This window comes from Modestobacter sp. SSW1-42, assembly GCF_046635825.1.
GTDB lineage: Bacteria > Actinomycetota > Actinomycetes > Mycobacteriales > Geodermatophilaceae > Modestobacter.
Window position 1 is genome coordinate 470,522 of the sequence record NZ_JBISCA010000002.1, and the last position, 13,064, is coordinate 483,585.

The following is a 13,064-nucleotide window of genomic DNA, read 5'->3' on the forward strand; positions in this document are numbered from 1 at the left end:
GGCCGCGACCCGCCCCGGAGGACCTGATGAGCACCACCACCGACCCGGCCGCCCGCATCGACGCGCTGCGCGGCGAGATCGACTCCTGCGACGCGCAGATCATCGAGCTGGTGCAGCGCCGGCTGGCCATCTCCCGGGAGATCGGCGCGCTGCGCACCGCCAGCGGCGGGACGCGGCTGTCGCTGGCCCGCGAGCAGCGGGTGCTCGACCGCTTCCGCGCCGCGCTGGGGGACGACGGCGCCTCGCTGGGCATGTTCCTGCTGCGTCAGGGCCGCGGTCGCCTGTGAAGGAAAGCCACCCCTCCCCCACACCTCGCAGGCTCGGCGCGGGCCCCTGAGCGCTGGCCATAGGCTGCCCGGCGTGATGCCGCTGCCGACCGCCCCTGCCGAGCACGTCGAGCGGGCCCTGTGCGTGCTCGCCCACCCCGACGACGTCGACTTCGGCAGCGCCGGCACCGTGGCCACCTGGACCGCGGCCGGCACGCAGGTCAGCTACTGCATCGTCACCGACGGGGACGCCGGCGGCTTCGACGAGACCCCGCGCGACCAGATGCCGGTGCTGCGCCGGGCCGAGCAGACCGCCGCAGCCGCCGCGGTGGGTGTGACCGACCTCCACTGGCTCGGCTACCCCGACGGCCGGCTGGAGCCCACGCTGGAGCTGCGCCGCGACATCAGCCGGGTCATCCGCCAGGTGCGCCCGCAGCGGGTGCTGACCAGCTCACCCGAGCGGTTCTACGAGCGGATCGGCGCCAGCCACCCCGACCACATGACCGCCGGGGAGTCGACGCTGCGCGCGGTCTACCCCGACGCGCGCAACCCCTTCGCCCACCCCGAGCTGCTGGCCGACGAGGGCCTCGAGGCGTGGACGGTCTCCGAGGTGTGGCTCGGTGGCGGCCCGCGCCCCGACCACGTCGTCGACGTCACCGACGTGGTCGAGCGCAAGTGGGCCGCGCTGATGTCGCACGTCACCCAGGTCAGCCACCTGCCCGAGGGCCAGCTGCAGGAGTTCGTCGGCGGCTGGATGCGGCAGACCGCGAAGGACCACGGCCTGCCCGAGGGCCGCCTCGCCGAGGCCTTCCAGGTCGTCTACACCGGCTGACCCGGAACGAGAACGCAACAGGCCGGCACACAGGGGCAACACAGCACCCGTAGACATCGCCCGAACGCCAGGACCAGGCACCCGGGAGAGCAGATGTCGATGGCCCCGCACGACCCCACGCCGGCCGACCGGCCCGACCCGCTGTCCGCGGCCGAGACCCTGGAGCGGGGGCTGGGACGCCGCACCTTCGTCCGGGCCGCGCTGGGGGCCGGCGCGGTGCTGGCCGCCGGGATGGCCACCGCCGCCCCCGCGGCGGCCACCCCCACGCCCAGCCGCACCCGGCTGCCGGGTGAGGTGCTGCAACCGGGCAAGGGCCCCATCGACGGCGACGTCTACCTGCCCTCCCGGCCGGACCAGGTGTTCTGGGGCTACCTGCCGCGCACCACCGACACGCCGGTCGCCACGGTGCGCTCCGGCCGCACGATCACGATCGACACGATCAGCCACGAGGGGCTCCTGGAGGACCAGGGGCGGGACCCCGTCGCCTGGTTCGCCGGCAAGGGCGTCCGGCGCGACCAGGTCCTCGACGACGCCGTCGCGGTGGCGCGGACCTACGCGCGGCACACCCGCGACTTCGACGCCGACGGCCCGCACGTCATCACCGGCCCGGTGGCCGTGGAGGGCGCGCGGCCGGGCGACGTCCTGAAGATCGAGCTGCTGACCGCGCTGCCCCGCGTCCCGTACGGCGTCATCTCCAGCCGGCACGGCAAGGGCGCCCTCGCCGCGGGCTTCGCCACCAGTCCCGGGGACATCACCGCCGCGGAGGTCATGCCGAACACCCCTGACGGCCGGGCCACCAAGGACCCGCTGCGGTACGGCAACGTCTCGGTCTTCACGCCGGTCGGCCGGGGGCGCGGGAACGTCCCCCAGGCCACCCTCCCGGCCGGGCGCCGGGGCTCGGTGTCGTGGCCGATCGACCCGTTCGCCGGGCTGATGGCGGTGGCCACCGTCGGCGACGCGACCCGGGTCAACGACCCCCTGGTCAACTCGATCCCGCCCACCCTGGGCGGCGGCAACATCGACGTGAACCTGCTCAACGTCGGCTCGGCCTTCTACGTGCCGGTCGTGGCACCCGGCGCCCTGTTCTCCGTCGGCGACCCGCACATGTCGATGGGCGGTGGCGAGGTCGCGCTGACCGCCCTGGAGGGTTCGCTGCGGATGACCTTCCGGCTCACCGTCTGCCGCAAGGGCTCGAAGGACGCCCCCTCGGTGGCCTTCCGGTACCCGTTCGGGGAGACGCCGGACGCCTGGGTGCCGATCGGGCTGTCCGACCCCGACGGCTCGCGCACCAGCCAGGTCAGCGACCTGGACATCGCCAACCGGCGGGCCGTGGTCAACGCCCTGGACTTCCTGCAGGACGACCTGGGGATGGACCGCGCGGTGGCCTACGCCTACCTGTCGGCGGCGGCGGACTTCGAGGTCTCGCAGGTCGTCGACCGCACCGTCGGGGTGCACGGCGTCATCCCCAAGAGCCACTTCCGCTGAGCGCAGGGCCCCGTCCCCTCCCGGGACGGGGCCCTCACAGCAACCGGTTGGTCGCCGCCCAGCGGGTGAGCTCGTTGCGGTTGGACAGCTGCAGCTTGCGCAGCACGTTGGAGGCGTGGGACTCCACGGTCTTCACCGAGATGAACAGCCGGCCGCCGATCTCGCGGTAGGTGTAGCCGCGGGCCAGCAGCTGCATCACCTCCCGCTCGCGCGCCGACAGCAGGTCCAGGCCCGGGTCGACCGCGGGGTCCTCCACCGGGGCCGCCGGGGCCGAGGACGCCGCGAACGCGTCGAGCACGAAGCCGGCCAGCCGCGGGCTGAACACGACGTCCCCCTCGGCGACCCGGCGCACCGCGTCGCGCAGGTCGGCACCGGAGATGGTCTTGGTGACGTAGCCGCGGGCACCGGCGCGGATGACGGCGATGACGTCCTCGGCGGCGTCGGAGACCGACAGCGCCAGCCACCGGGTCGCAGGCAGCTCGGCCCGCAGCCTCTCCAGCACCGCGCGGCCCCCGCCGTCGGGCAGGTGCACGTCGAGCAGGACGACGTCGGGCGCGGCGGCCCGGATGCCGGCCACCGCGGAGGCGACGTCGGCGGCCTCCCCCACCACCTGGACGACGTCCCCGAGCTCGGCGCGGACGCCGGCCCGGACCATGGCGTGGTCGTCCACCAGGAACACCCGGGGGCCGGTCACGCCGGCACCTCCGCGTCCCGTGGGAGGCACAGCTCCACCTCGGTCCCCTCTCCTGGTGCCGAACGCACCGTCGCCGTGCCGCCGAGCCGGGTGAGCCGGCCGACGACGGAGTCCCGTAGACCGCGGCGGTCACCGGGCACGGTGGCCGGGTCGAACCCGGCGCCACGGTCGCGCACGTACACGGTGACGGTCGTCGGACCGACCTCGCTGTACAGCGAGACGCTGGGCGCGCCCGAGTGCTTCGCGGCGTTGACCACCGCCTCCTTCGTCGCCCGGCCGAGGGTGGCGACGGCCTCGTCGACCGGCAGGTCGCCGACGACGACCGGGTCGACGGTGACGGCGTGGTCGGCCTCGACCTCGGCCACCAGCCGGGCGACCAGCCCCGCCCAGGTGCCGCCGGTGACGATGGTCGGCTCGTAGAGCCAGGCGCGCAGCTCGCGCTCCTGGCTGCGGGCCAGCCGGCCGACGACCGCGGGGTCGGCGGCGTGCCGCTGGATGAGGGCGAGGGTCTGCAGCACCGAGTCGTGCAGGTGGGCGGCGACCGCGGTGCGCTCCTCGGAGCGGATCCGGGCGGCGCGCTCGGCGGCCCGGGAGTCCAGCAGCCGGCGCCACAGCGGCGCGGTCGCCAGCGTGATCCCGACCAGGATGACGACGGTGCCGGTGAAGCCGTTGCGGGCATTGGCCAGCTGGCCGGTGGTCGCCAGCAGCAGCACCAGCCCGACCACGGCGAGCACGGCGCCGGCGACCAGCCCCCAGCGGGCGCTGCCGCGGTCGAGGTCGCCGCCGGCGTCCAGCTGGCGCCAGATGACCGCGAGCCCGGCCCCGGCGAGCACGAGCGGCAGGATCACCGACAGCCCGCCGGAGTTCGCCAGCTCCGAGACCGTCCAGGCCGACACGACCGCCAGCAGGCCCAGGCCGAGCAGCTGCCGGCGGCTGGGCCGGGCGGTGGCCAGGGCCGGGTCGCCCTGCTCGCCGTCGGCGGCGGCCACCGGCATGGTCAGCCAGAGCAGCGCGTAGGCGACGACGCCGACGCCGGTGACCGCCAGCGCGAGGTAGACGACGCGCACCACGACCGCGTCCACCCGCAGGTGTGCCGCCGTCCCGCTGGCGACCCCGGCGAGCAGCCGGCCGCTGCGCGGTCGCGCCAGCGGCGGCCGGGCCGCCCGCCGCGCGGCGGGCGCCGCCGGGGAGCCCGAGGCCGGCGCGGTGCTGGTGGTCACCCGACGATGGTGTCACCGCCCGGGGCGCCGGCACATCGGTGATCACCCGGACTGCGGGGGCCGCCGAGGTCCGGGGTCGGTTCCGGTGGTCCCCCGATGCCCGGAGGCCGGTTCCCGGCGCAGCGTGGTGCCATGACCTCGACCGAGCACGCACCCACCGCACCCACCGCACCCACCGCACCCACCGCACCCGCGACGACCTGGACCGCCCCGGCCCGCCCCCGGCTGGTCCGCAGCCGCACGGACAAGATGATCGGCGGCGTCTCCGGCGGCCTCGGCGCCCACACCGGCATCGACCCCGTGCTGTGGCGGCTGCTGTTCCTCACCCTGACCCTGCTCGGCGCCGGCACCGGCGTCCTGCTCTACGGGCTGCTCTGGGTGCTGATGCCGGCCGCCGACGCCCCGGCCCGATGACCGTCGTCGACCTCGTGGAGTCCCAGCGCTCGGTTCCCGTGGCGCTGGGACCCCACCAGGGCTCCGCAGGATCAGGGTCGGCTCAGGTGGTTCCCCGATACCGCCGGCGGCCGGTGCTCGGCAGGCTCGTGGCATGACCTCAGCACTCCCCCCGTCCGCCCCGCCCCCGGCCGCCGAGCCCCCGGGCGCCCCGCCCCCGCCGAGCTCGTGGCCCGCCCCGCCGCCGTCCGGGCCGACGCCCCGCGGGCAGCTCCGCCGCAGCCGCGACGACCGGGTGATCGGCGGCGTGGCCGGCGGGCTGGCGGAGTACACCGGCATCGACGCACTGCTCTGGCGCGTCGGCGCCATCGCGCTGACCGTGGTCGCCGGCAGCGGCGTGGTCGTCTACGCGCTGCTGTGGCTGCTGATGCCCAGCGCACCGGCCGGCCCGCCCGGCGTCGCGGTCGAGAAGCCGCCGCGCGCACCCCGCTCACCGGTGCCCGGCGTGACCCTCGCGGTCCTGCTGATCGTGCTGGGCGTCGTGACGCTCGTCGACCAGCTCACCGACGCCGACCTCGGGCCCCGCGGCTACCTGGGCAGCGCGCTGCTGGTGGTCGGCATCGGCCTGGTCGTCGGCGCGGTGACCGGGGTCGGCCGCGGCGCCAAGACCGGGCTGGTCACCCTGGGCGTGCTGCTCACGGCGGCCCTCGCGCTCGCCTCGACCGTGCAGCTGCCCTCGGGCGACGTCGGCGACCGCACCTACCGCCCGCTGACCGCCGACGCCGTCCAGCCGCGCTACGAGATCGGGCTCGGCGACCTCACCGTGGACCTGCGGGACGTCGACCTGTCCGGCCTGTCGGCGCCGATCGAGATCATGATCGAGTCCGGCGTGGGCGACGTCGACGTGCTGGTGCCCGCCTCCGCCGACGTCGAGGTCTCCGTGGACAACGGGATCGGCGAGGCCGAGGTGTTCGGCCAGGACCGCTCCAGCGGCGGCACGTTCCCCGGCACCGGCCGGGCCGCGTGGACCGGCGACGAGGACCCCGAGTTCGTCCTCACCATCGAGTCCGGCCTGGGTGACGTGGAGGTGTCCCGTGGTTGAGCCCACCCGGCCCGAGTACAGCGGCCGTCAGGAGACCGACGTGTTCCCCGACGACTTCGCCGTCACCAAGGACGCCCCCGAGCCGCCCCGCCGCCGGCTGGACGTCAGCGCCCTGGTCGCCGGCACGGTGTTCGTCGTCCTGGCCGTCGTCCTGATGTCGGGCGTGGACCTGCCGGCCGACTGGTTCGACCACGACCTCGGCTGGGTCGTCCTGATCGCCGCCGGCGTCGCCCTCCTGGTCAACGAGCTGCGGAAGGCCCGCCGCCGCCGGTGAGTGGAGTCCCAGCGCTGCGCAGACCGAGCGCTGGGACCCCACTCACTCCCACTCGATGGTGCCCGGCGGCTTGCTCGTGACGTCGAGGACGACCCGGTTGACCTCGGCCACCTCGTTGGTGATCCGGGTGGAGATCTTCGCCAGGACGTCGTAGGGCAGCCGGGTCCAGTCGGCGGTCATCGCGTCCTCGCTGGACACCGGCCGCAGCACGACCGGGTGGCCGTAGGTGCGGCCGTCGCCCTGGACGCCGACGGAGCGGACGTCGGCCAGCAGCACCACCGGGCACTGCCAGATCTCGGTGTCCAGGCCGGCCGCGGACAGCTCCGCGCGGGCGATCGCGTCGGCCTGCCGCAGGACGTCGAGGCGCTCGCGGGTGACCTCGCCGATGATCCGGATGCCCAGGCCCGGGCCGGGGAAGGGCTGGCGCTGCACCAGGGTGTCGGGCAGGCCCAGCTGCCGGCCGACCTCGCGCACCTCGTCCTTGAACAGGGTGCGCAGCGGCTCGACGAGGGTGAACGTGAGGTCTTCGGGCAGCCCGCCGACGTTGTGGTGGCTCTTGATGTTCGCCGTCCCGGTGCCGCCACCGGACTCGACGACGTCGGGGTAGAGGGTGCCCTGCACCAGGAAGTCGACGGTCTCGCCGTGCTCCTTGGCGTCGGCGATGACGTCGAGGGCGGCCTGCTCGAAGACCCGGATGAACTCGCGGCCGATGATCTTCCGCTTGGTCTCCGGGTCGCTGACCCCGGCGAGCGCGCTGAGGAACTGCTCGCTGGCGTCGACGACCCGCAGGTCGGCGCCGGTGACGGCGACGAAGTCCCGCTCGATCTGCTCGGTCTCGCCCTCGCGCATGAGGCCGTGGTCGACGTAGACGCAGGTGAGCCGGTCACCGATGGCCCGCTGCACGAGTGCTGCGGCCACCGCGGAGTCGACGCCGCCGGACAGCCCGCAGATGGCCCGCCGGTCACCGATCTGCGCGGCGATCGCGGCGACCTGCTCCTCGACGACGTTCGCCATCGTCCAGCTGGGCTGCAGGCCGGCGATGTCGAACAGGAAGTGCTCGAGCACCGTCTGCCCGTGCGGGGTGTTCTTCACCTCGGGGTGGAACTGCACCCCGGCCAGCCGCCGGTCGACGTCCTCGAACGCCGCGACCGGGGCACCGGTCGAGGTCGCGGTGACGGTGAACCCGGGCGGGGCGGCGCTGACGGCGTCCCCGTGGCTCATCCACACCGACTGCTCGTTCGGCAGGTCGCCGAACATCCGCGACTGCGTGGTGACGGTCAGCGGTGTGCCGCCGTACTCGCGGTCGCCGGTGTGCGCGACCGTCCCGCCCAGGCTCTGCGCCATCGCCTGGAAGCCGTAGCAGATCCCGAACGCCGGGACGCCGGCCTCGAACACCGCGGGGTCGACCTGCGGTGCACCCTCGGCGTAGACGCTGGAGGGCCCGCCGGAGAGCACGATCGCCGCCGGCTTGCGGGCCAGCAGCTCCTCGACCGGGACGTCGGAGCCGACGAGCTCGGAGTAGACGCCGGCCTCCCGGATCCGCCGGGCGATCAGCTGGGCGTACTGGGCGCCGAAGTCGACGACCAGGACGGTCGGGAAGTCCATGTGCGCGGGGCTGCTCATGGTCTGCTCAGCCCACCAGGTGACCGGGGCCGACGGCGCTCTCGCCGTTGCCGCCGAGCACGAGGTCTACCCGCTGGAACTCCTTGAGGTTCTGGTAGCCGGTCTTGGCCATGGTGCGGCGCAGGGCACCGAAGAGGTTGGTGCGCCCGTCGGCGGAGCTGGCCGGCCCGAACAGGACCTCCTGCAGCGAGCCGCGGGGCTCGGCCGCCGTCGACGTCCCGCCGCGGGGCAGCCGCGGGTGGGCGGCCACGGAGTCCCACCACACGCCACCGGCCGGGGCCTCGGCGGCGGTGCGCAGCGGCTCACCGAGCTGGACGGCGTCGGCGCCGCAGGCCAGGGCCCGGGCGATGGCGCCGCTGGTCTCGATCCGGCCGTTGGCGATGACGTGCACGTAGCGGCCACCGGTCTCGTCCAGGTAGTCGCGGCGCGCGGCGGCGGCGTCGGCGATGGCGCTGGCCAGCGGCACCCGGACGCCCATGACGTCGTCGGCGGTGGACCAGCTGTCGGCGCCCACCCCGACGATGACGCCGGCCGCGCCGGTGCGCATGAGGTGCAGCGCGGTCTGGTAGTCGGCCGCACCGCCCACGATCACCGGGACGTCGAGGTCGGCGATGAACTCCTTGAGGTTCAGCGCCTCACCGGAGGTCGTGACGTGCTCGGCGGAGACGATGGTGCCCTGGATGACCAGCAGGTCGACCCCGGCGGCGAGCACCGTGGGGGCGAGCGCGACGGTGTGCTGCGGCGACACCCGCACCGCGGTCGTGACGCCGGCCTCGCGCATCTCCTTGACCCGGGCGCTGATCAGGTCGGGCTTCACCGGCTCGGCGTAGACCTCCTGCAGCAGCGCGGTGGGCGGCCCGACGTCGGGGCCGGCGGCCGCGCGCAGCCGGCGCAGCACGTCGGTCGGGTCGTCGTAGCGGGCCCACAGGCCCTCGGCGTTGAGCACGCCCAGGCCGCCGGCCTGGCCGACCGCGACCGCGGTGGCCGGGCTGACCACGGCGTCGCTGGGGCTGGTGACCAGCGGGATGTCGAACCGGAAGGCGTCGATCTGCCACGCGGTGGAGACGTCGTCGTGGTCACGGGTGCGGCGGGAGGGGACGATCGACACCTCGTCGAGGTCGTAGCCCCGGCGGGCGAACCGGTTGAGGCCGATCTCGACGTTGTCACGAACTGGCATGGGTCAGCGGCCTCGGTAGTTGGGGGCTTCGGTGGTCACCTGGACGTCGTGCGGGTGGCTCTCGGTGAGCCCGGCGGAGGTGATCCGGGTCAGCTGGCCGCGCTCCTGCAGGTCGGCGATGGTCGCCGCGCCCGCATAGCCCATGCCGGCCCGCAGGCCGCCGACGAGCTGGTGCGCGACGCCGGACAGCGGGCCGCGGTAGGGCACCTGCCCCTCGATGCCCTCGGGGACGAGCTTGTCGTCGGAGAGGACGTCGTCGGCGAAGTAGCGGTCGCGGCTGAAGGACTGGCTGCCCCCGCGCTTCTGCATCGCGCCGAGGGAGCCCATGCCGCGGTAGGACTTGTACTGCTTGCCGTTGGTGAAGACCAGCTCGCCCGGCGACTCGTCGACGCCGGCGAACAGGCTGCCCAGCATCACGCTGTCGGCACCGGCCACGATGGCCTTGGCGATGTCGCCGGAGTACTGCAGGCCGCCGTCGCCGATGACCGGGACGCCGGCCGGGCGGCAGGCGAGGCTGGCCTCGTAGATGGCGGTGACCTGCGGGACGCCGACCCCGGCGACCACGCGGGTGGTGCAGATCGAGCCCGGGCCCACGCCGACCTTGACGGCGTCGGCACCGGCGTCGACCAGCGCCTGGGCGCCGGCGCGGGTGGCCACGTTGCCACCGATGACCTGGACGGGGAAGTCGGCCTTGACCCGGCCGACCATGTCCAGCACGGCGCGCTGGTGGCCGTGGGCGGTGTCGACGACGAGCACGTCGACCCCGGCGTCCACGAGCAGCCCGGCGCGCTTGTAGGCGTCCTCGCCGACCCCCAGGGCCGCGGCGACGAGCAGCCGGCCGTCGGCGTCCTTGGTGGCGTTGGGGAACTGGTCGCGCTTGACGTAGTCCTTGACGGTGATCAGCCCGCGCAGCCGGCCGGCCTCGTCGACCAGCGGCAGCTTCTCGATCTTGCGCGAGCGCAGCAGCGACAGCGCGGTGTCCGGGTCGACCCCGACCGGGGCGGTGACCAGCGGCATCGGCGTCATCACGTCGCGGACCAGGCGGGTCTGGTCGGTCTCGAAGCGCATGTCCCGGTTGGTGATGATGCCGACGAGCACGCCGTCGGCGTCGGTGACCGGGGCACCGGAGATGCGGTAGCGGGCCGACAGCGCGTCGACCTCGGCCAGGGTGTTGTCCGGCGAGCAGGTGACCGGGTTGGTGACCATGCCGGCCTCGGAGCGCTTCACGAGGTCGACCTGGCCGGCCTGGTCCTCGGCGGCGAGGTTGCGGTGCAGCACGCCCACGCCACCGGCGCGGGCCATGGCGATCGCCATCCGCGCCTCGGTGACGGTGTCCATCGCCGAGGACAGCAGCGGGATGGCCAGCCGGATGCCGCGGGTCAGCCGGGTGCTCGTGTCCACGTCGGTCGGGACGATGTCCGACGCGCCGGGGATGAGCAGGACGTCGTCGTAGGTCAGCCCCAGCGGGGCGAACTTCGCGGGGAGCTCGGGTACGCGCTCGTCGGGCTGCACGTGCCACCACCTCTCGTCTCGTTGGTGGGAGCGCCTCCGAGGCGCACGGGAACCCACTCCATGCTAGGCGGACCCCACCGAGGGGCCCTCCCCCCGTTACCGTGGTCCGGTGGACGGGCCAGCCCGACCACCTGCCGGTCCGCCGGCAGCGCCCGAGCAGGCCGGCCCCGTGCCGGCGAGGAGGACACGTGGACGCGTGGGACGACGCATTCGGCGCTTCCCCGGATCGCGACCCGGACTTCGGGAGCGACCTGGGCCCGGGCGACCACTCGGGGCAGCCCCCGCTGACCATCGAGGAGCGGGCCGGGGTCCTCGACGACCTCGCCGAGCTCGAGGTGTTCCGCACGCTGCTGGAGCCCACCGGGGTCAAGGGCATCGTCGTGGACTGCCCCGACTGCGAGGAGGAGCACCACGTCGACTGGGCGCTGATGCAGGCCAACCTGCGCCAGCTGCTCGACGAGGGCCAGACCGGCCGGCACGAGCCGCCCTTCGACCCCGACCCCGACGACTACGTCAGCTGGGACTACGCCAGCGGCTACGCCGACGGTGTGGCGGCGCTGGCCGAGCGCGAGGAGCCCACCGGCCGCCACGGCAGCAGCGGCCGGCACGCCCGCGAGGACTGAGCCGTGTGGCGCCGACGACGGCGCGACCCACTCGTGTTCGCGATGCGGGACCTGTTCGAGGGCAGACCGGTGCTCACCGTCTTCCACGAGCAGGACGGCGACTGGCAGTACCTCACCGGCGCTGAGGCGACCCCCGAGAACGCCCAGCTGGTGCACCAGAGCCACGTGTACGCCATCGACCCGGGTCTGCGTGAGCTCCACGACCTGCCGCGGGGGCACATGGCGACGCGGACTGCTCCCGGAGAGCACTGGCACGTGGGAGTGGACCCGGACTGACGACGACAGCGCGGTGACCGGTCGAGCTGGTCACCGCGCTGTGGTGGGTCAGGAGCTGGGCGTCAGCTCATCATGCCGCGGCGGAACCCGGTGGCCACGGCCTCGGCGCGGTCCTTGACGGCGAGCTTGCGGAACAGCCGGCGGGCGTGGGTCTTGATGGTGTCCTCGGACAGGTACAGCTCGCGGCCGATCTGGGCGTTGCTCTTGCCCTGGCTCATGCCGGTGAGGACCTGCATCTCCCGCATCGACAGCGTCACCTGCGGCGCGGCCGGGACGGTGGAGCGCACGGTGGTCGGGGCCAGGCCGGCCAGCGGGCTGGAACCGCCCCACGGGGCCGGCCCCGAGGGCCCACCCGCGGGGGCGCCGGACATGGCCACCGCGTGCTGCGGGCTGCGCGGCGCCGGGGTGAGCTGACCGGCCGGGCGCGGGGCCTCCGGGCGCATCCCGGTGCGCGACATCCCCAGCCCGAGCTCGAGCGGGCTGGCGTCCCAGCGCAGGAAGCCGCGGGCACCGAGGGCCACGGCGGCGCGGACGGTGTCGGCGTCGTCGGGGGCGCCGAGCATGAGGACCCGCAGCGACGGGTGCGAGCGCAGCACCTGGGTGGCGACCGACAGGCCGCTGTCGGTGGCCCGCTGGGTGCCGACGAGCAGGACGTCGGGCAGCCGGTTGTCCAGCCGCGCCATCAGCGAGGCCGGGTCGCCCACGGCCTCGACGCGGGAGACGAAGGGCAGCGCGAGCAGCCGGCCCGCGACCTCGTCCCGGACCCGGCGGCGCTCGTCGAACACCCAGACGACGGCTCCACCGCTGCCGTTGCCCCGCGCCCTGTCCTCGATCACCGGATGCTCCCGTCTGCGCCGTCCCGGAGGGCGGCGGCCTACCGACCGGGCCGTGCCCGGGCGGGTGCCTGGAACGGGTGGACCCCGCTCCGGGGTGCCGGCACCGCCGGTCTCCCGGACGGGTGTCGGGGTGTCCCCCACACCGGTGGTCGGCACTCCCTGTCACCACCTTGATCCGCAGGGTGGCTGCGCAACAGCGTCGGTCACCCCCGCGGGTGAGGGGCCGCCACCACCCGCTCGGACACGCCGGCCGGCGAAGCACACCTCGGCCGATCCCGCACGACGAACGTGGACCGGGGTGTTTGGGGGTGATCGGCAGCGGGCATCGGGCCGGAAGTGACCGGGCCGACCCCCCGGTGCGCCACGAGCCGAGGAGATCCAATGGCCGACATCCGTCGCCTGCCCAATCCCGTCGCCGAGGTGTGGGACTGGCAGCTGCACGGCGCCTGCCGGGGCGAGAGCACGTCTCTCTTCTTCCACCCCGACGGCGAGCGGGGCCCCGCCCGTGCGCGCCGCCAGGCAGCCGCCAAGGCCGTCTGCGGCCGTTGCCCGGTGCTGGAGTCCTGCCTCAAGCACGCCCTGTCCGTCCGCGAGCCGTACGGCGTCTGGGGCGGCATGAGCGAGGAGGAGCGGACGCGGCTGATCGCTGCGGAGCCCGCCCCCATCGCCGCCGGGGTCTGAACCACCCGGCGGGACGACCTCCCCCGCCGGAGACACACGAGAGGGCCGGCCCGACGAGTTCGTCGGGCCG

Annotated in this window: 15 protein-coding genes; 9 read left to right on the forward strand and 6 right to left on the reverse strand. The window is 74.7% G+C overall.

The window, feature by feature from the left end; genetic code table 11:
• The first annotated feature begins 26 nt into the window (after positions 1–26).
• The 3 genes from ACGBYP_RS07430 to ACGBYP_RS07440 all read left to right on the forward strand — a co-directional run bounded on the left by ACGBYP_RS07430 (position 27) and on the right by ACGBYP_RS07440 (position 2,583).
• Complete coding sequence (locus tag ACGBYP_RS07430; RefSeq protein WP_411582633.1) at positions 27–287, forward strand: chorismate mutase; 261 nt, start codon at positions 27–29, stop codon at positions 285–287.
• Positions 288–363: 76 nt separating this feature from the next.
• On the forward strand, positions 364–1,098 hold the full coding sequence (locus ACGBYP_RS07435) for a PIG-L deacetylase family protein (RefSeq protein ID WP_411583685.1): 735 nt from the start codon (positions 364–366) through the stop codon (positions 1,096–1,098).
• A 99-nt stretch (positions 1,099–1,197) separates the two neighbouring features.
• Positions 1,198–2,583, forward strand: coding sequence for an acetamidase/formamidase family protein (locus ACGBYP_RS07440; protein ID WP_411582634.1), 1,386 nt, complete (start codon positions 1,198–1,200; stop codon positions 2,581–2,583).
• A gap of 34 nt (positions 2,584–2,617) precedes the next feature.
• Here ACGBYP_RS07440 and ACGBYP_RS07445 read toward each other — a convergent pair whose 3' ends face one another.
• Both ACGBYP_RS07445 and ACGBYP_RS07450 read right to left on the reverse strand, forming a co-directional pair.
• Complete coding sequence (locus tag ACGBYP_RS07445; protein WP_411582635.1) at positions 2,618–3,277, reverse strand: response regulator; 660 nt, start codon at positions 3,275–3,277, stop codon at positions 2,618–2,620.
• A complete protein-coding gene (locus tag ACGBYP_RS07450; protein ID WP_411582636.1) occupies positions 3,274–4,497 on the reverse strand; it encodes a PspC domain-containing protein in 1,224 nt (407 codons plus the stop codon). The genes ACGBYP_RS07445 and ACGBYP_RS07450 overlap by 4 nt, the downstream gene beginning before the upstream one ends.
• 132 nt (positions 4,498–4,629) lie before the next feature.
• Here ACGBYP_RS07450 and ACGBYP_RS07455 point away from each other — a divergent pair, with 132 nt between their 5' ends.
• The 3 genes from ACGBYP_RS07455 (at position 4,630) to ACGBYP_RS07465 (ending at position 6,266) form a co-directional block, all read left to right on the forward strand.
• A complete protein-coding gene (locus ACGBYP_RS07455; RefSeq protein ID WP_411582637.1) occupies positions 4,630–4,911 on the forward strand; it encodes a PspC domain-containing protein in 282 nt (93 codons plus the stop codon).
• A 133-nt stretch (positions 4,912–5,044) separates the two neighbouring features.
• A complete protein-coding gene (locus ACGBYP_RS07460; protein ID WP_411582638.1) occupies positions 5,045–5,992 on the forward strand; it encodes a PspC domain-containing protein in 948 nt (315 codons plus the stop codon).
• Positions 5,985–6,266, forward strand: a complete 282-nt coding sequence (locus ACGBYP_RS07465) for a hypothetical protein (RefSeq protein WP_411582639.1) — start codon at positions 5,985–5,987, stop codon at positions 6,264–6,266. The genes ACGBYP_RS07460 and ACGBYP_RS07465 overlap by 8 nt, the downstream gene beginning before the upstream one ends.
• 42 nt (positions 6,267–6,308) lie before the next feature.
• Here the strand turns inward: ACGBYP_RS07465 and guaA are convergent, their stop codons facing one another.
• The 3 genes from guaA to guaB are packed head-to-tail and all read right to left on the reverse strand — an operon-like array spanning position 6,309 to position 10,578.
• Positions 6,309–7,871, reverse strand: a complete 1,563-nt coding sequence (guaA, locus tag ACGBYP_RS07470) for a glutamine-hydrolyzing GMP synthase (protein WP_411583687.1) — start codon at positions 7,869–7,871, stop codon at positions 6,309–6,311.
• A gap of 25 nt (positions 7,872–7,896) precedes the next feature.
• Positions 7,897–9,066 (reverse strand): GuaB3 family IMP dehydrogenase-related protein, encoded by a 1,170-nt coding sequence (locus ACGBYP_RS07475; RefSeq protein ID WP_411582640.1) that lies wholly within the window; start codon positions 9,064–9,066, stop codon positions 7,897–7,899.
• 3 nt (positions 9,067–9,069) lie between these two features.
• Positions 9,070–10,578 (reverse strand): IMP dehydrogenase, encoded by a 1,509-nt coding sequence (guaB, locus tag ACGBYP_RS07480; RefSeq protein ID WP_411582641.1) that lies wholly within the window; start codon positions 10,576–10,578, stop codon positions 9,070–9,072.
• 188 nt (positions 10,579–10,766) lie between these two features.
• Here guaB and ACGBYP_RS07485 point away from each other — a divergent pair, with 188 nt between their 5' ends.
• Both ACGBYP_RS07485 and ACGBYP_RS07490 read left to right on the forward strand, forming a co-directional pair.
• The gene (locus tag ACGBYP_RS07485; RefSeq protein WP_411582642.1) at positions 10,767–11,201 is read left to right on the forward strand and encodes a DUF5319 family protein; all 435 of its coding nucleotides are present in this window, start codon (positions 10,767–10,769) and stop codon (positions 11,199–11,201) included.
• Positions 11,202–11,234: 33 nt separating this feature from the next.
• The gene (locus ACGBYP_RS07490; protein ID WP_411582643.1) at positions 11,235–11,477 is read left to right on the forward strand and encodes a hypothetical protein; all 243 of its coding nucleotides are present in this window, start codon (positions 11,235–11,237) and stop codon (positions 11,475–11,477) included.
• Positions 11,478–11,539: 62 nt separating this feature from the next.
• Here the strand turns inward: ACGBYP_RS07490 and ACGBYP_RS07495 are convergent, their stop codons facing one another.
• The gene (locus ACGBYP_RS07495; protein WP_411582644.1) at positions 11,540–12,313 is read right to left on the reverse strand and encodes a DNA-binding response regulator; all 774 of its coding nucleotides are present in this window, start codon (positions 12,311–12,313) and stop codon (positions 11,540–11,542) included.
• A gap of 381 nt (positions 12,314–12,694) precedes the next feature.
• On the opposite strand from ACGBYP_RS07495, the gene ACGBYP_RS07500 reads away from it, so the two are divergent.
• Positions 12,695–12,994 (forward strand): WhiB family transcriptional regulator, encoded by a 300-nt coding sequence (locus tag ACGBYP_RS07500; protein WP_163612656.1) that lies wholly within the window; start codon positions 12,695–12,697, stop codon positions 12,992–12,994.
• Positions 12,995–13,064 lie beyond the last annotated feature (70 nt).